The organism is Vibrio sp. Vb1026 (assembly GCF_033338745.1).
Taxonomy (GTDB): Bacteria; Pseudomonadota; Gammaproteobacteria; order Enterobacterales; family Vibrionaceae; genus Vibrio; species Vibrio alginolyticus.
On record NZ_JAWOTH010000001.1, the window covers coordinates 826,040 to 841,694 of the forward strand.

Sequence of the window (15,655 nt, forward strand, 5' to 3'; positions counted from 1 at the left end):
GTGGAGCTTGTGCGGGTGTTTTCCTCCTGCATCCGCACAAACCCTAGTATTCTTACAATAACAAATAGGTGGTGAGCAAAATGGATGCACATCGTTCTACTTATACGGAAGCAACTATGCGCGATGCAGCGATTGTCATGGCAGCCGAAAGGCTTGGCGCAATGCACCAAAACCGAATCAGCTTTGTTCGCAGTCTGATTCGTAATATGGCAAGCCAAAACTGGCAAGTAACCAAGCATGAGTGGCAGCTTTGTCCTCGTGGTTATGGTCATGTGATTTACAAATTGACCACGCCAGAGCACGTTTATCATTTGGTGGTATTCTGTGATGAAATTGCCGACGACGAGCGTAATGATCGCGTAATTGCTGAAAAGTGGGACGTCACATTTGCACTGGTTCAAGGCGATGTTGATGTTACTTTGTTGGAAAGATTGCGAGAAAATGTACCGCTGCAAGAAGCGGGACGTAATCCAAACAACGTACTTGTTCTTGCTCGCGCAAACAAAAGTGTGCGCGTGTTTGAGCACATTGTTAGCGCGCTTTCTCAAGGCGAGCAGCCTGAGCCGAAAGAGTTAGCGGAAGTGGGTTATATCCTGCGTACCACAGCTGTTTATGGTAACGGAAAGTTTGGTATCGCCGATTTCAAACTGTTAGAGAACAACTCAGATTTCAGCCAGTCTTTTAGTGCGCAAATGTGTGCCGTATATATGTTGCGCGAATTCAGCCTAGATTGGGTGCACTATCTGGCACTTCAACAAGGTGGCGACAACGCGGTGGCTTTGCATCGTGGCTTGCAGCGCTACCTTGGTGTCGGCAATGCGACTGGCTTAGGCATGGCTCCATACTTGATTAATCACCCGTGCATCGTTGACCAATGGATGACCTCTCGCGAACGTGCGGTAGCGCGAGTCTTTGCGATGCCATGTGAAGCTTCATTCCATGCTCCTTTGCAAGGATTACTACAAAAAGCACAGCGTCATTTAGAGCAAGTCATCACCATCAATGAACATCAATACAGGCTCAATCATCAAGCGATATCAGACATCAAACAACTGCTATCGGAGCTAACAACGTTAATGGCATTACATCCGAACTGGGCGAGTTTGGTCGAGCATAAGAAAACAATGAGTGTGGAAGCCCAAGAAATCCTCACCTCTTGCTTGATCGAACTCTACCCATCTTTAGTGGATGAATTTGCTAGCCAAATGAATACGGATGAAACGTTATCTATTCCGGGCGGGAAAAAGATCCAAGACTTACTGGAAGTGTTGCAAAACAAATACCGCTGGGCGATTGATGCGGATTACTCACTGGCCGAGAACAATTATTGGTTCTGGTATCGTTCACAAGACAAAGAAGAGCCAAGGCTTGGTGTTCGTGGCGAGGAAGCAGGAGAAGAAAAAGAGCTGCCGCTTGATATCGGCAGACAAGTGAATCGCTTGTACCACGCTTTGCTTGGTTGTGATGAAGAAATGTCCGTAGCAGAGTTTCTGTTGCAAAATCCGACTTATCGTTCGATCACACGTCGCGTATGGACGCTAGGCAACCGTGCGATGGGGGATATTCAAATGAACGTGCTGCGTAAAGATGCGTTACCAATGCACTTACTGCGCTGTAAATTGGCGATCTTTGGTGCGACTAAGTTTGATCCGCGCTCGGATCGTTGGGTTCGAGTAACTTTCTTCCAAGGTGCGCCGTTGTTAGATGAAATTCACGACCCTAAACTGGCAGACACATGGATTTTCCCTAGCATGCCGCCACGTGACGAAATTGCGCAAAGTGATAATCAAAAAATCAGTGGAGGATTTGCATTATGATCGTCTCTCACAACGAATTGGTGGCCGCGGTTAATAAGGCATTTCTTGGCATGCGCCGTCACTGTGGTGAGGCGGATGTCATTGCGAACATGGTGGCGGACTTGCAAATGGTTGGCTTACATGGAGTTCGTCATTTTAATAACGCCAGTCTGTTTCTTGGGTTAGATTCAGACTGCGCCGTATCGGTGACCAACAGTACGCCGTCAAACATAGAGGTAGAACTGCACAACGGGAGTGTAGCGTGTCATTTACCCGCTGTGTTGGATTTCGCACTTGAGAAAATGATTAACCGTAAGTCGATTACTATCACGTTGACGCAGTGCCATAACCGTTGGCTAGGTTTTAGTGAGTTGTTGAAGCTCTCTGCAAAAGGCATCGCGTGTCGCGCACAATGGGTCAATGGCTCTAGTCCCAAGCGAACGCTTTATGTGTTAAACCGCGGACGAATCGCACCAGAAGTCTTTTTCTCGGATCAGTTTGATGGGCATGATACGGATTTGCATAGTATGGTTATCGAGCTCTCCGTGAACGATTTCGATATCGAGAAAAGTGCACAAGGATATACCACCCACATTGAAGGCGATGAGTTAAGCCGTACGCAACAAGCTTCTTGGCAAAATGGTATCTTTGTCGAAGACCAAGAATGGGAAACACTGAAACAAACCGCAACCGCGTTGCTGGTGGAGAACAGTGAGCGTTCTATGCTCGGTGCTGGTGGTGTGGTTTAAGCTATGAAAGGCGATGATTCCAAGTAGAAGTGATGAAGGCTGCTGTTTAGCGGCCTTTTTTGTGCGCGATGTTCAGTCACTTCTGAAGTTCAAAGACTATGATTACCGTTATCCGCAAGATGGAGCAACACAGGTAAGAAAAATGGATCTGCAAGAGAATAAAAGAAATGCCATTGCGTTTTACGAAACCGCCTATAGAGGTAACCCAAGAAAGGCAGTTGAAGACTACGTAGGTGATGAGTACATCCAGCACAATCCATTAGTTGGAAATGGCCCCGAGGCTTTTATCGAGTATTTTGAGCGGATGCAAAATGAGTATCCCGATAAAGATATTACGTTTGTGCGAGCCATTGCTGAAGGGAATTTGGTGGCACTACACACTCACCAAACATGGCCTAATGATATTGAATACGTGACGATGGATTTCTTTCGTTTTGATCACAATGGGAAGATCGTTGAACATTGGGACGCTCTGCAAGAGATACCCAAAGAAACATTGAATGGTCACACCATGTATTAACGAGTCGTTGATTAGCCTCCCATGCCGTTTATTCAAACGGTATGGGAGGTTAAATGATTTGTGGCACTCGAAGTATTAATCATCAAAGCGCTTTTTCGATTCTCACCGCGACGTCTTCAGATACCCAGCCTTTCCACAAGTCAGGGTAGGTATTAAAGAAGTAAAACATCGCTTCTTCACCGTCCGCGTAGTTATCTTCCATCCAGGCCAGCATTTCACTCATTTGCTCGTTGGTAAATCCGCGTTTCTGCAAGTACGCGAATGCTTGGGGTTCTTTGTTCGCAAATGCCTCAGTTGTTACTGTGCGAACTGGAGAAGGTGGGTACATTGTTACTTTGGGAGAAGTACAATCAGGCTGGGTGGTACAGTTGCGATACTCTTCCAGATCCGTTCCGCTACCAAAATCCACTTTGACCATATCATACTTGCCCAATACGGGTGTTGGTGACCAGTAGTAACCAAACCAAGGCATTTTGCGATCATAGGCTTTGGCGATGGTACCAGCTAGTGCAGCGCCAGAGCCTGGGTCAACCATCTCAAAGCCGTGCTCACTTAACCCTAATGCATTAAACAAGTGACCGGAGGTGATTTGGCATGTCCAACCAGCAGGGCAGCTATAAAACGCGAACTTGTCATCATCTTCTGGGTGTTCAAATAGTTTGGCGTGCTTGATGACGCCTTCTATCGTCGCGAGTTCTGGATACTGTTTTACCAGATAGGCGGGAACCCAAAACCCTTCTTCACCACCATTGACAAGCGATTCACTAGCGATGCGCAAGCGTTTATCCGCAATTCCTTTATCAAGTGCTTCTTTAATGCCGTTTGTCCATAACTCTGGCGCAACGTCAGGCTGCCCCTTTTCAATCATAGAGGTGCCCGTAGGAACGCTATCACCAGGGATCAATTCCGCATCGCACTGGTAGCCTTCATTTAAGACAAATTGGTCGATGTGCGCCATTAAGCTGGCCGAATTCCAATTCATATCCGCGATGGTTATTTTTCCACATTCATCCGCATTTGCATGAGTTGATAATGCTGAGAGCAGCATAACAGAGAGCATTGAAGGTGTCGTCTTCATGTGACTGAATTTCCTTGTCGTTGTCATTTACTTCAGTATATACATCGGTTTATAAAGATTCAGTGAACAAGGTTTTTTCAGTGACGTTAAGCATAAAAACGGCGATTTATGAAGCGTTTAGTCAGAGTGGTTGAAAGGGAGTTAATACAGCAAGAACACCCCTTCGTAGCCGCCGATCTCAATGTGAGAAACATAGTCGCCGATGTTACCGTCTTGATCTACAGGTCGCATAGGTTCTGGAAGTGCGATAGTTATCTTCGGTGAGGAGAAATAATCGATATTCTTGCCAAAGAAATCAGTTCGATACAGAACTTGGCCTTTGGTGAATTCGCGGGCTAACACCATCTCTGTAGGGCCATGCATCACTACCGTATCGTCTGAGTGATACGCAAAGTACGTATGGGTTGGTAACAAATCGATAGCGCCATTAGGCAAGTCAGGATGAGCCACTTTGCTCATAGAAGCATCTCCAATCACCGTGTAATCGGCGGAATAGGGCGTGCTGGTGGACATCATTAGCGGAGTCGCCTGATACCCATCTGGGATTTGATTGGTTGGCATACCTAAATCGATGGCAAGCAAGGCGCTAGGTTGATAAGCAATATTCTTTGGTACGCCTGCCTTCCAGAAGTTGTCACTTGTTGTGTTATTACTTCCATATAAGTAGCCATTGTTCCACTGATTAAAGTAAATGCGCTCAGGGTGATAGTTTAAGTAGAACACCGCTAGTGCAGAGTATTGGTCCTGTTTCCAATTGTTTTCTGTGTTACCAAAGTATTGAACTCGACCATAACGCGTGGTCGCTTGATAAATCACTTTCTGACCCGCTTTGGCGAGTGCAGAGTTATCCCAAAACTTAGCCAAGCCAGCATAGCCACTAAAGCCGGTAGCAGGGAAAAGGTAGTGCTCGCGCAAGTACAAGGAGCCAGCGTTAACCAAGTGGTTTTGCCCATTACGACCGAATAAGTTTGCCGTACCTATGTTGAGGCCAATTAACGCATCTTCATCCAGCGTTGCCAGTTTATTCAAGAACGCCGAGAATTGCGCTTTGTAAGCATCGTCAGCAGCTTGGCTACCCGCCACCAAACCAAGTTCATCCACTGTGCCTCCGGAATATATGTAGAACTGATTTGCACCGAGTAACTTATTCGTATCGTCGTTGTACGCACCATTTAAACCTTGTTTCGCCCATTCAGCTTGGTAAGAGTGGCGCATTGTATTGGCAAAAAAGGGATTGCCGAGATTGGTCAATGCCCAAGAAGAGGTTTGATTCCACATACGACCAAATGGAATAACGCGTGACTCCCAACGAAATCGTGCGGTTGCATTCTTATTCGAACGGTTTTTGTATTCATGCCAAGAAAGATAATTGTCTTGGTTTCGATCTGCAGATTTGTCGAAGCCACGAATTTTACGCCAGCGTTGAATGGTTTGACCTTCAGGTGTCTCCGTTGGTGCTCCTGAGATATTGACGGCAGGGAAGCTATCTTTGAGTTGAATGTTTTCGAGACGTGGGCGGTTTTCTATGTTGTCGTCATGCCAAGTAATTTTCGCAACGTAAAGGCGGCCGCCGTCGCGTAAAAAGGTGGAGCCAAAGTTCTGACCGCCACCATAAGTTTTTCCGCTACCATCATGCGTTGTAGCGCGAACCCAATCCGAAGGGACAGACCAGTTGACCGTTTGGTTTTTAGTCATGTTCTCAGTTTTGTCTTTTTTAATCGCGAAGCGTTTCCATTCAGTTACCTGACCAAACGAGTCGATGGCAGAAGGGTATTCAATCGTGAAGCTGCCGCCTTGAGCAAACTGAGAGAACGTAAAGGCTAAGCGGTCGAACTTCTCTGAGTGATAGACATAGAGGGCTCCACCATTATTCGCCTGACCAAATACATCAGCATCCCATGGCGGTGGTTGATATAGCCAAAAACCGGCGTGGTTAGCGCTGGCGGTATAGCCAACGATCATCGGTTTTCGATTGAGTAGAGTATTCTCACCATGGCTTGAGTCGACTTCAGCTAGGATAGTGTCTTCAGAAAAGTGGAGAAAGAAATCTTCGTAGTCAACTCCATTCAGTTTTGCTTGGTTACGTATATCGTTTTCCAGCCAACCTGAGTTAAGTTCCAGCTTTTGGTTGTACATGTAACCAAGCGCTTTTACACGCTCGTTATCACTCTTATTTTCGTAAGCTCCAAACACGATATCGGCATTATCCAACTCCCATTCAAGTGCAGCGGCAGCAGAGATAGGCTTATCTTGAAGATCAATACCCTGTTCATGCAACCCAGGTAATACGATTGCTGTTCTACTCCAAACGTTGGGTACAGAAAGTAAGCTCAGAGAAGCAAGTGCAATGAGAGAAAAACAATGCGACTTCAACATGGGGTTATCTCACTCATACTTAGATGACTCGAATTAAGGGCCAGAATACAAAGAGAAATTATAGTCCATTCACAAAGTCCTAATCAGGAACCCGCCGATAGAAGGCTTTACCGGAAATCGAGGGGAGCCCGGCAAAAATGAGAAGGTCTGCGTCGGGTGTAGTACGCTCAAAGACTCAAAATTCCGTCTACACAAGCACAAAAGTAACCAGAATTTTAACCTTGTTTCGATTGCCATCATATTGTTGGATTTTCATCAACAATTTCAGTTAAAACCAACTGATTAAACCAGTCATATTCTCTGTTGTATTGATTGCTTATCATACAAAAATTTAACAAAATTAATTTTTATACATTTTTATTGCATAAAAAATCCTTTTGAGTAATATAAATGCTAAGTGACAATTAATGCGGTATGTCAGCATGACTATTCAGGTAAGCGGAATCAATAAATCCTACGGTGAGACACAAGTGCTTCACGATGTCAGCTTTAAGTGTGAAAGCGGCGAAACACTGGTGTTACTTGGTCCAAGTGGTGCAGGGAAGAGCTCTCTACTACGTGTTCTTAACCTTCTTGAAGGTGCGGATAACGGCAAGCTAAACATCGCAAATGATGTTTTTGATTTCTCTACTGAAATCAAAGAGAAACAAGGTTTAGCGCTTCGTCGTAAAGTAGGCATGGTGTTCCAGCAGTACAACCTATGGCCACACATGACAGTGATGGAGAACCTGATTGAGGCTCCGGTAAAAGTCGCTGGCATGGATAAAGAAGAAGCGAAGAAGCAGGCAATGCAAATTCTTGCGACGCTGCATTTGGCAGACAAAGCGGATGCATGGCCGATGCAACTTTCTGGTGGTCAGCAACAACGTGTGGCGATTGCTCGTGCATTGATGATGAAACCGGAAGTCTTGCTTTTTGATGAACCGACCGCTGCGCTTGATCCGGAAATTACTAACCAAGTCGTTAAGATTATTAAAAATTTAAGCGAAACCGGAATTACACAAGTAGTTGTGACGCACGAAGTGGATTTCGCCAAGAAAATCGCTAGTCACGTACTGTATTTAGAAAAAGGACACATCGTTGAGCACGGCACAAATGATTCGTTTTCTAACCCGCAAACCGCCCAGTTTGCTGACTACTTAAATCACTAAATTACGTTTTTAAAGTTCAGTCTATTTAACAGATAAGCTCGGCTGTCATTGCGAGTGTCAGCCCACTAAGTACACACGGAGTATTGCAATGAAAAAGATTCTACTAGCTTCACTAATCGGCCTTTCTTCTGCAACTATGGCAGCAAACGCAGCAGCACAAGAAGAGATCAAATTCGCGATGGAAGCGACGTACGCACCGTTCGAATACATGGATGAAAACAACCAAATCCAAGGTTTTGATGTGGATCTGGCGAATGCACTATGTAAAGAAATCGAAGCAAAATGCACCTTCCACAACCAATCTTTTGACAGCCTGATCCCAGCATTAAAATTCAAGCGCTACGATGCGGCAATCTCTGCAATGGACATTACTGAGGCGCGTTTGGAGCAAGTGAATTTCACGAATGCATACTATGACAACTCAGCAGCGTTTGTTTCTATCAAAGAAAAAGTGGCTGATCAAAAAGCACTAGAAGGTAAGCGTGTTGGTGTTCAAAACGGTTCAACACACCAAAGCTACCTGATTGAGCAAATGCCGGGCGTAACCGCGGTTCCTTACTCAAGCTACCAAGACGCGTTCATCGATATGAAAAATGGCCGTATTGATTCTGTATTCGGTGACACAGCAGTCGTAGCAGAATGGTTCAAGAAAGAAGACAACCTAGCTTACGTGGGTGAGCACGTCACTAACCCTAAATACTTCGGTAACGGTTTCGGTATCGCAGTAAATAAAGGTAACGACGAGCTAGTGAACAAGCTGAACACAGCACTGAAAACAGTGAAAGCAAACGGCGAATACGACGTAATCTACAACAAATACTTCGGTAAGTAATATGGCACTAACGGGTTACTCTTTATCGCTTGTTCAAGCTAGTTGGATGACTGTCCAGCTAGCCTTCACAAGCCTCTTAGTCGGTTTGATTCTGGCAGTGGTATTCGCCAGTGGTGAAATGTCTCGCCGCGTTTTCGTTAAATGGCCAATGACGGCGTTTGTGACGATTGTACGTGGCTTGCCAGAAATCCTTGTCGTGTTGTTCATCTATTTTGGTTCGACGCAGGTTCTGTTTTTAATCACCGGCGACTTTATTGAAGTTAGCCCGTTCTTGTCGGGCGTGGTGGCGTTGTCATTGATCTTCGCTTCTTACGCTTCTCAAACTCTACGTGGCGCATTAAAAGCCGTTGGAAGAGGGCAGAGAGAAGCAGCAAGTGCACTCGGCATCAGTCAGGCACATGCTTTTGTTCGCATTGTTTTGCCACAAGCAGTAAGACACGCACTACCAGGTTTAACTAACCAATGGTTGGTTTTGCTGAAAGATACCGCGCTTGTATCACTGATCGGAGTAACGGATTTGTTGAAACAAGCACAGCTAACATCTGCAGCGACACATGAAGCGTTTACATGGTACGCAACTGCTGCGGCGATTTACTTAGGCATTACTTTGATTACACAACGTGCCGTCAAACTGATTGATAAGAAGTTCTCAATTCAAGGCATGAGCATGGGACAGGAGGCAACCGCATGAACGAACAACACGTTTGGCAAATGCTGGATGGCTTAGGCACTAGCCTTCAATTGACCGCCGCTTCTTTGGTAGTGGGCTGTCTCTTAGCTTTGATGATGACGCTGACTCTGATCCTACGTACTCCGGGTTTGCATCGGGTAAGTCGTGGCATCATCACCTTGTTTACTGGTACACCTTTGTTGGTGCAGATCTTCTTGGTGTACTACGGTCCGGGTCAGTTTGATGCCGTAAGAGAAAGTGTATTCTGGACATGGTTAAGCCAACCTTGGTTCTGTGCGATGTTGGCGTTAGCGTTGAATACCGCGGCGTACAGTACTCAGCTGTTCAAAGGAGCGTTTAACGCGATTCCTTCCGGTCAATGGCAAGCGTGTCGTGCATTAGGTATGAACAGAACTGCAACACTGAAAGTGCTGCTACCATACGCTATTCGTCGTGCTGTTCCTGCTTACTCGAACGAAGTGATTTTGGTCTTCAAAGGCACGTCACTAGCAAGCACGATTACGATCATGGATCTGATGGGTTACGCGCAGCGTATTAACGCACAAACCTACGATACGTTGACGGTATTTGGTATTGCAGGTGCATTTTATTTAACGGTAAATGGTGTGCTAACTCTCATTTTCCGTCAGGTAGAGAAGAAAGCATTGGCGTTCGAAGCCGCATAAACCCTCCATCAAACATTTATCATTTAGCTCCACAGTGCCTCTGCGAATGACTCTCTTGTAGAGGCATTTTTTATATTCGTCATGGCAAATTCCTCAAGTTCCCCCAAACTTAATTCAACGCAATTGTATTGGTGGCACCATGGAAAGAAGACACTTTTTAGTGCTGTGGACATTGTTGTTCGTACCCTCTTTAAAAGCGAAAGCACCAATCCGGCCAACGCCAGCACAAACTGAAGGGCCATTTTATCCAGTAGTGAACATTCCTCTTCGTCAAAACTTGATTCTGCAATCAGAAGGTTTGGTCGGTGAAGCTATCGTGTTGCAAGGTAAAGTCGTAGATACATCGGGAAACCCAGTTTCAGGCATCAAAGTAGAAATCTGGCAATGCGATGGGCAGGGGATTTACGATCACCCTAAGCAGCCAAATAATGATAAGTTTGATACTCACTTTGCAGGTTTTGGCGCGGTAGAAACTCAATCGGATGGTCGCTACTTGTTCCAGACTTTGTACCCCGTGCCTTATGCCTCTCGTCCACCGCACATTCACGTTAAGTTGTGGCGGGATAACCAAGAGCTTCTGACCACTCAGTTGTACTTAAAAGGCAATACTGGTGATGAATGGTGGGGTGGCAAAGCCCGAGATTATCTACAGTTTGAAACCATACGAACCGACGGGCGATTAACTGGCCAATTTAACTTTGTGATTGGCTAGCTAATCCGGTTAAGCCATTAACTCAACCAATTGCGCCAAGCATTCTTTATCCAGTATCGGATGAGGCTCGACGCCCGTGACCAAAACGATATCCACGGAAGGTAGCGATGGCATATCGTCTAAGATCTTAAGATCCTCGCTAACGCTAATACTGCCCATCGCACCGATAGCCATGCCTGAACGTACAATTGCTCGTTGTGCAGAAGCCGTATTGCAACATGCCAGTAGTTGATAAGGAGTGCCACGTTTGGTTAATCCGTCTACTGCTGCCGCATGGTATTTACAGTCGGTTTGGAATAGGGCGAGAGGGAGAGGTTGGGCGTTCTCAATGTCAAAATCAGGATGAGCAATCCATACGCCTTTGTCGCTTGCTAGCCAGTAACCTTCCTCACTGTCCGGTGCTCTTGTCACAATAGCGGCGTCTAGCTTTCCTTCATCGAGTTTTTCTCTCAAAGTGATGCTTGGCTCACTAAAGACTTGAATCGAACATGTGGGCTCAGATTGTTGTAATACGCGAATGACTCTAGGCAGGATATTGTCGTTGTAATCCTCGGGGCAACCTAAGCGAAGAGGGCGCTTGTTTTCATAACGTTTCACTTGTTTCAGCGCTTGATTGTGCAAGCTAACCAATTGCTCTGCGTGAGAGCGCAGTGCCAGTCCCGCTTCACTCAATACTAGGTTGCGACCTTCTTTTTCAAACAAACTGACGCTGAGTTCGTCTTCTAGCTTACGCATTTGAGCACTGAACGCGGATTGGGTGCGATTGATCTGCTTGGCTGCACGAGTGAAACTTCCCGTTTCGACAAAAGCCAGAAAGCTGCGTAACGCATCGATATCCATATCTAAAACTCATTCATCGTTTTTGTTGAAGTGTTCCATCAAAACTATCCGTTAGTCCCCTTAAATACAATCAGATATTGTGAATGGGTACTCAAAACACGAACCGTATGGAGGCGTCATGAAACTGTTTATTGCTAATCAAAACTACTCAAGCTGGTCACTTCGCGCATGGCTGATCTTTTCTCAATTCAAACTGGATGTGAAAGTCACCAAGCTCAAATTATTCACAGAAGATTTTTATAAGACCTTGGAAGATATTACACCAACCGCGAAAGTCCCTACCTTAGTGGATGGTGACGCAACAGTGTGGGATTCATTAGCGATTTTGGAATACGTTAACGAGCAATACTTACAAGGCAAAGCATGGCCAAGTAAGTCTGCAGAACGGGCTAAAGCACGCGCCATCGCATCAGAAATGCATTCGGGTTTCTTTAACTTAAGAAGCGAACTCCCAATGAACATCCGCGCACGCAGAAAAGTCGATTTAACGGAAGGTGCGCGTAAGGATATTGCGCGTATTGATGCCATTTGGGCTGAGCAAGCCAAACTGTATCCCAACGGTTGGCTATTTGGAGAATGGTCGATAGCTGATGCTATGTATGCACCTGTGGCATTGCGTTTCCAAACTTACGGTATCGAGTTATCGGAAGGTGCCAAAGCTTACCAACAAAAGGTGCTAGCAAGTGAATCTTTACAGCAATGGTTGGAAGAGGCGAACCAAGAAACGGATATCGTAGAAGAAGATGAAGCAGGGGTAGAAGTATAAGCGCATCTTGCGATCGCCTGTAGCAAGGGAAAGCATGACAAAGCACGCTTTCCTCTTCTAGGATGGTTGTAGTTTCCGGCGCGTTTAAGCTAGGTGTTCAACAATCGCTCTGCCTACGCCGTGTGCGCTCGTTGGGTTTTGACCTGTGATGACACGATCATCCACAATTACAAACTCTTGCCATGGTTGCACTTTAGAGTAGCGCGCTGCGCTGCGTGCAAGAGATTCTTCCAATAGGAATGGGATATCGTTGATGGTGCCGAAGTCGATCTCTTCTTCGCGAGTGAAACCTGTTACTGATTTAGACGCAAGCAGCTTTTCGCCATTGCTAAGCGTGATAGGAAGAAGAGCGCCCGGACCATGACAAACTGCTGCAACAATACCGCCATCTTCATAGTGTTTTGCAGAAATCTTGGCAAAATCTTCGTTGCTCGCTAGGTCTGAAAGAAGACCAAAACCACCCGGATAGAAGATCGCATCATAGTTGTCACCGTTGATTTGTGACACTGGAATCGTGTTATTGATGCGGTTCTGGAAATCATCATCCGCCAAGATTTTCTCGTTTATTGCGTCACCTTCGATGTCGGTTCCGTACAGTGGTGCTTGCCCGCCTTTGATAGAGGCAATGTCGTAATCGAAGCCTGCACCCAGTAGTTCGCTAAGGGCATGAGTGAGCTCTGGCGCGTAAGTTCCGTTTGCTTGGTCAGTTTCACCAAGGGTCGCATGGTTCGTCACAATGATGAGTACTTTCTTCATGATGGTTTCCTTTTTGGCTTACGTGTATTTGTTGAACACCTTCATACTAATTGCTAAACAAATAAGTGATAATACGATTAATTGGCAAAACATTATTGCTATATAGCAAAGGTAAGTATGGACAGTTTTGAAGGCATCAATGAGTTTGTTACGGTTGCTGAGAGCTTAGGGTTTTCTGCAGCGGCAAAACAGTTAGGTTGCAGTACCAGTCACGTCAGTCGCCAAGTCACAAGACTAGAAGAGCGATTAGGTGTCGCTTTGTTAGCACGTTCGACAAGAATGGTGAGTCTAACGGAAGCGGGGCAAGCGTATTATCAACAGTGTAAAGAGTTGGTGATTGGGCTTCAGCAAGCCAATGAGCAACTCACCACGCAGCAAACTCAATTGAGTGGTACGTTACGTGTGAGTGCCGCTGGTGCGTTTTCTGAGAACCATGTAGCGCCTGCCTTGATGGCGTTTGCCAAGCAACATCCTAATCTCACGGTTGAAATTAACTTCAACACCAGCATGGTCAACTTTATTGAAGATGGTTTCGATTTTGCCATTCGTTACGGCAGGTTGAGTGATTCAGGCTTGGTTGCGAGAAAGCTGGTGGATCGTCCCATGGCAGCGGCAGCCAGTCAGCGTTATCTCGATGAACATGGTTTGCCAACGCACCCAGAGCAACTCAAGCGTCATAGCTGCATTATTGCCAATAAGGACGTTTGGTTGTTTGAAAAAGACGGCAAGCCTTTAGATGGCGTAAAAGTGCAGGGCAGATGGAAGAGCAATAACGCACACACGGTCTTGCAAGCCTGTGCAGAAGGATTAGGTGTGGCGTACTTACCGAAGAGTAGTTTCAACGATGCTATTTCGTCTGGTCGTTTGGTGCCAATACTAGAGCCGTATTGGGGAAGCGGCAACAGCAGCTGGATTGTTTATCAGAATCGTCACTTTCTACCACTACGAGCGCGATTGGCTATCGACTTCTTGCTTGATCATTTTGTCGATTGGCAGGAGTAATGAGGCTCTGCCAATCGGTTTGTTTATCCATTTGTTAGATCGTCAACATACTAACGTATCTACATGTTTTGATAGCTTGGTCCGCCGCCACCTTCTGGTGCTTTCCACGTGATGTTTTGCGAAGGATCTTTGATGTCACAGGTTTTGCAATGAACGCAGTTGGCGGCATTTATCTGAAACTTCAACTTATTGTCCACTTCCACCACTTCGTAAACCCCAGCGGGGCAATAGCGCTGACTCGGTTCGTCATACATACCTAAATTCACATCAATTGGAATGTGAGGGTAAGTCAGAACAAGGTGACAAGGTTGATTCTCTTCGTGCTGTGTTCCCGACAAAAATACCGACGAAGGCTTATCAAAACTGATTTCACCATCTGGTTTTGGGTATGCAATTGGGTGGCACTCTTGTTTAGGTTTTAACTGCTCATGATCGTGCGAATAGTCCTTGATAGACCAAGGTAACGGCTTCTTAACCAGTGGTTGCCACAGGTTGTGTTCAAAAGTCGAAAGAGCACCGCCCAGTATGCTGCCAAACTTATGAATGTTCGCACCAAAGTTACGCGTTTCAGCGAGTTCGTCATACAACCATGATGGTTCAAACAACGACTGGTAGTCTGGCTCAGAAGCTCCAGTTTGTCGGGCCGTATGTACCGCTTCTGCTGCAATGATTCCGGATTTCATTGCTGTGTGGCTGCCTTTAATTTTAGCAACGTTCAAAGTCCCCGCATCACAACCAATCAATAAACCGCCAGGGAATTGCTGTCTCGGCAGAGAGGAAAGTCCACCTTTCGCAATGGCTCTTGCGCCGTAAGCGATGCGCTGAGCACCTTTCAAATGTGGTTCAATAGCAGGATGGTGCTTAAAGCGTTGAAATTCGTCAAACGGACTCAAGTAAGGATTGCTGTAATTCAAGTCGACAATAAGCCCGACGGCGATTTGGTTGTTCTCCATGTGATAGAGAAAACCGCCGCCTGTGGTATTTGTTTCACTCAAGGGCCAGCCAGCGGAGTGGATAACACTGCCAGATACATCCTTACTGTCAGTGGGTAACTCCCATATCTCTTTTAGGCCAAGCGCGTAGTGCTGTGGTTGCTTTCCTGCGTCTAGGTCGAACCTTTGAATAAGTTCTTTACCCAGATGTCCGCGACAACCTTCAGCAAAAAGGGTGTATTTTGCCCTTAGCTCGATACCTGGTTCAAAGTTAGGTTTGGCCTGGCCGTTCTTATCTAGTCCCATATCGCTCGTGTTAATGCCTGTCACGGCGCCAGTCTGATCATAATTGATGCTTGCAGCGGCAAAGCCCGGAAAAACTTCCACCCCAAGATTTTCTGCTTGGTTAGCGAGCCAACGGCAAAGGTTGGCAAGGCTAATTACGTAATTATTCTCGCCATTTATCATTGGACGCGGTGTAAGGATGTGAGGAACTCGAATATGGTTTTGTTCAGTAGTAAGATAAAGGAAATTATCTCGTTGAACCGAGGCTGCTAGCGGGGCCTCCATTTCTTTCCAGTCGGGGAAAAGCTCATCTAAGGCACTAGTTTCAAAAACAGCGCCAGATAAAATATGTGCGCCCACTTCTGAGCCTTTTTCTACAACGCAAATTGAAAGTGCGTCACCTTCACTGTCTTGGTTGAGTTGAGCTAGCCGACAAGCGGCGCTTAAGCCTGCGGGTCCGGCCCCCACGATCACGACATCAAACTCCATGCATTCTCGTTCCAT

At 46.0% G+C, this 15,655-nt stretch carries 15 protein-coding genes; 10 read left to right on the forward strand and 5 right to left on the reverse strand.

What is annotated here, in order from left to right; translation table 11 throughout:
• The first annotated feature begins 80 nt into the window (after nucleotides 1-80).
• From R7E47_RS03735 to R7E47_RS03745, 3 genes are all read left to right on the forward strand, one after another.
• Nucleotides 81-1,817: a hypothetical protein gene (locus R7E47_RS03735; RefSeq protein WP_054574347.1), complete on the forward strand. Its 1,737-nt coding sequence runs from the start codon at nucleotides 81-83 to the stop codon at nucleotides 1,815-1,817.
• The gene (locus tag R7E47_RS03740) at nucleotides 1,814-2,545 is read left to right on the forward strand and encodes a DUF3726 domain-containing protein (RefSeq protein ID WP_053307776.1); all 732 of its coding nucleotides are present in this window, start codon (nucleotides 1,814-1,816) and stop codon (nucleotides 2,543-2,545) included. The genes R7E47_RS03735 and R7E47_RS03740 overlap by 4 nt, the downstream gene beginning before the upstream one ends.
• Nucleotides 2,546-2,687: 142 nt before the next feature.
• The gene (locus tag R7E47_RS03745; RefSeq protein ID WP_031777276.1) at nucleotides 2,688-3,065 is read left to right on the forward strand and encodes a nuclear transport factor 2 family protein; all 378 of its coding nucleotides are present in this window, start codon (nucleotides 2,688-2,690) and stop codon (nucleotides 3,063-3,065) included.
• An 82-nt stretch (nucleotides 3,066-3,147) separates the two neighbouring features.
• Here the strand turns inward: R7E47_RS03745 and R7E47_RS03750 are convergent, their stop codons facing one another.
• Nucleotides 3,148-4,143: an ABC transporter substrate-binding protein gene (locus R7E47_RS03750; protein ID WP_017821206.1), complete on the reverse strand. Its 996-nt coding sequence runs from the start codon at nucleotides 4,141-4,143 to the stop codon at nucleotides 3,148-3,150.
• A 141-nt stretch (nucleotides 4,144-4,284) separates the two neighbouring features.
• A complete protein-coding gene (locus R7E47_RS03755) occupies nucleotides 4,285-6,519 on the reverse strand; it encodes a hypothetical protein (RefSeq protein ID WP_269665031.1) in 2,235 nt (744 codons plus the stop codon).
• Between the two features lie 422 nt (nucleotides 6,520-6,941).
• On the opposite strand from R7E47_RS03755, the gene artP reads away from it, so the two are divergent.
• The 5 genes from artP to R7E47_RS03780 all read left to right on the forward strand — a co-directional run bounded on the left by artP (nucleotide 6,942) and on the right by R7E47_RS03780 (nucleotide 10,570).
• The gene (gene artP / locus R7E47_RS03760) at nucleotides 6,942-7,670 is read left to right on the forward strand and encodes an arginine ABC transporter ATP-binding protein ArtP (RefSeq protein ID WP_086013014.1); all 729 of its coding nucleotides are present in this window, start codon (nucleotides 6,942-6,944) and stop codon (nucleotides 7,668-7,670) included.
• An 88-nt stretch (nucleotides 7,671-7,758) separates the two neighbouring features.
• The gene (locus R7E47_RS03765; protein WP_005388572.1) at nucleotides 7,759-8,502 is read left to right on the forward strand and encodes an arginine ABC transporter substrate-binding protein; all 744 of its coding nucleotides are present in this window, start codon (nucleotides 7,759-7,761) and stop codon (nucleotides 8,500-8,502) included.
• A 1-nt stretch (nucleotide 8,503) separates the two neighbouring features.
• Nucleotides 8,504-9,193 carry an arginine ABC transporter permease ArtQ gene (artQ, locus tag R7E47_RS03770; RefSeq protein ID WP_005388570.1) on the forward strand — a complete coding sequence of 230 codons (690 nt, stop codon included), beginning with the start codon at nucleotides 8,504-8,506 and terminating at the stop codon, nucleotides 9,191-9,193.
• A complete protein-coding gene (gene artM, locus R7E47_RS03775; RefSeq protein WP_176311589.1) occupies nucleotides 9,190-9,858 on the forward strand; it encodes an arginine ABC transporter permease ArtM in 669 nt (222 codons plus the stop codon). The genes artQ and artM overlap by 4 nt, the downstream gene beginning before the upstream one ends.
• Before the next feature lie 139 nt (nucleotides 9,859-9,997).
• Nucleotides 9,998-10,570 (forward strand): protocatechuate 3,4-dioxygenase, encoded by a 573-nt coding sequence (locus R7E47_RS03780; RefSeq protein ID WP_193837729.1) that lies wholly within the window; start codon nucleotides 9,998-10,000, stop codon nucleotides 10,568-10,570.
• Nucleotides 10,571-10,579: 9 nt separating this feature from the next.
• Here R7E47_RS03780 and R7E47_RS03785 read toward each other — a convergent pair whose 3' ends face one another.
• Nucleotides 10,580-11,410 (reverse strand): LysR family transcriptional regulator, encoded by an 831-nt coding sequence (locus tag R7E47_RS03785; protein WP_193837728.1) that lies wholly within the window; start codon nucleotides 11,408-11,410, stop codon nucleotides 10,580-10,582.
• A 118-nt stretch (nucleotides 11,411-11,528) separates the two neighbouring features.
• On the opposite strand from R7E47_RS03785, the gene R7E47_RS03790 reads away from it, so the two are divergent.
• A complete protein-coding gene (locus R7E47_RS03790) occupies nucleotides 11,529-12,176 on the forward strand; it encodes a glutathione S-transferase family protein (RefSeq protein WP_193837727.1) in 648 nt (215 codons plus the stop codon).
• A gap of 84 nt (nucleotides 12,177-12,260) precedes the next feature.
• Here the strand turns inward: R7E47_RS03790 and R7E47_RS03795 are convergent, their stop codons facing one another.
• Complete coding sequence (locus tag R7E47_RS03795) at nucleotides 12,261-12,932, reverse strand: type 1 glutamine amidotransferase domain-containing protein (RefSeq protein WP_170893282.1); 672 nt, start codon at nucleotides 12,930-12,932, stop codon at nucleotides 12,261-12,263.
• A gap of 117 nt (nucleotides 12,933-13,049) precedes the next feature.
• Between R7E47_RS03795 and R7E47_RS03800 the strand changes: the two genes are divergently transcribed.
• On the forward strand, nucleotides 13,050-13,934 hold the full coding sequence (locus R7E47_RS03800; RefSeq protein WP_042521059.1) for a LysR family transcriptional regulator: 885 nt from the start codon (nucleotides 13,050-13,052) through the stop codon (nucleotides 13,932-13,934).
• A 59-nt stretch (nucleotides 13,935-13,993) separates the two neighbouring features.
• On the opposite strand, the gene R7E47_RS03805 is transcribed toward R7E47_RS03800, so the two are convergent.
• Nucleotides 13,994-15,655 carry an electron transfer flavoprotein-ubiquinone oxidoreductase gene (locus R7E47_RS03805; protein ID WP_054701352.1) on the reverse strand — a complete coding sequence of 554 codons (1,662 nt, stop codon included), beginning with the start codon at nucleotides 15,653-15,655 and terminating at the stop codon, nucleotides 13,994-13,996.

Bases quoted from the DNA above. Each gene is read 5' to 3' on its own strand.
- R7E47_RS03735 (WP_054574347.1), top strand. From the start codon at position 81: ATGGATGCACATCGTTCTACTTATACGGAAGCAACTATGCGCGATGCA.
- R7E47_RS03740 (WP_053307776.1), top strand. From the start codon at position 1,814: ATGATCGTCTCTCACAACGAATTGGTGGCCGCGGTTAATAAGGCATTT.
- R7E47_RS03745 (WP_031777276.1), top strand. From the start codon at position 2,688: ATGGATCTGCAAGAGAATAAAAGAAATGCCATTGCGTTTTACGAAACC.
- R7E47_RS03750 (WP_017821206.1), bottom strand. From the start codon at position 4,143: ATGAAGACGACACCTTCAATGCTCTCTGTTATGCTGCTCTCAGCATTA.
- R7E47_RS03755 (WP_269665031.1), bottom strand. From the start codon at position 6,519: ATGTTGAAGTCGCATTGTTTTTCTCTCATTGCACTTGCTTCTCTGAGC.
- artP (WP_086013014.1), top strand. From the start codon at position 6,942: ATGACTATTCAGGTAAGCGGAATCAATAAATCCTACGGTGAGACACAA.
- R7E47_RS03765 (WP_005388572.1), top strand. From the start codon at position 7,759: ATGAAAAAGATTCTACTAGCTTCACTAATCGGCCTTTCTTCTGCAACT.
- artQ (WP_005388570.1), top strand. From the start codon at position 8,504: ATGGCACTAACGGGTTACTCTTTATCGCTTGTTCAAGCTAGTTGGATG.
- artM (WP_176311589.1), top strand. From the start codon at position 9,190: ATGAACGAACAACACGTTTGGCAAATGCTGGATGGCTTAGGCACTAGC.
- R7E47_RS03780 (WP_193837729.1), top strand. From the start codon at position 9,998: ATGGAAAGAAGACACTTTTTAGTGCTGTGGACATTGTTGTTCGTACCC.
- R7E47_RS03785 (WP_193837728.1), bottom strand. From the start codon at position 11,410: ATGGATATCGATGCGTTACGCAGCTTTCTGGCTTTTGTCGAAACGGGA.
- R7E47_RS03790 (WP_193837727.1), top strand. From the start codon at position 11,529: ATGAAACTGTTTATTGCTAATCAAAACTACTCAAGCTGGTCACTTCGC.
- R7E47_RS03795 (WP_170893282.1), bottom strand. From the start codon at position 12,932: ATGAAGAAAGTACTCATCATTGTGACGAACCATGCGACCCTTGGTGAA.
- R7E47_RS03800 (WP_042521059.1), top strand. From the start codon at position 13,050: ATGGACAGTTTTGAAGGCATCAATGAGTTTGTTACGGTTGCTGAGAGC.
- R7E47_RS03805 (WP_054701352.1), bottom strand. From the start codon at position 15,655: ATGGAACGAGAATGCATGGAGTTTGATGTCGTGATCGTGGGGGCCGGA.